1 pseudogene is annotated in these 557 nt (G+C 63.4%); it reads left to right on the top strand.

The features are described from left to right. Positions 1–557: pseudogene (locus LPA36_RS29390) on the top strand (zinc-ribbon domain-containing protein); the annotation flags it as partial.

The raw sequence follows: 557 nt of genomic DNA, 5'->3' as shown, positions 1-557 counted from the left end.
CGTAAATGCGAATACACGGATCGAATGGGAGTGCGCTGAGGGGCACCGGTGGCTTGCGATCCCGAACAGCGTAAAACGCGGTACCTGGTGCCGGATCTGCGCCGTGCAGGGGATGCGCCTGTCGCTGGCCGATGTGCAGCGCGTCGCGGCGGAGTACGGCGGTCGGTGCCTGTCCTCGAAATATGTTAATGGGACTACGCCGCTGCTGTTCGAATGCGCGGCCGGTCATCGCTGGGAGGCGCCGCCGGCCACGATCCGCGCCGGGCACTGGTGTTCTCAATGCTGGCACATCAGGCAACGCGATACGCTGGAGCGTATGCATGAAATCGCGACGAGCCGCGGTGGCCAATGCCTGTCGCACGAATATGTCAACCAGCGCCAGCCGTTACGCTGGCGCTGCGCGCTCGGTCATGAGTGGGAATCACCAGCGGCGATCGTGAAGGGTCACTGGTGCCCGCATTGCCAGCGGGAAAACAGTCGAACGGGCATCGAACGGATGCGGGAGATCGCCACCGAACGTGGCGGACTTTGCCTGTCGGAATGCTATGTCAATGCGG

Source organism: Paraburkholderia saeva (assembly GCF_907164555.1).
GTDB classification, from domain to species: domain Bacteria; phylum Pseudomonadota; class Gammaproteobacteria; order Burkholderiales; family Burkholderiaceae; genus Paraburkholderia; species Paraburkholderia saeva.
This window is presented reverse-complemented; position numbering and strand designations above follow the sequence as displayed.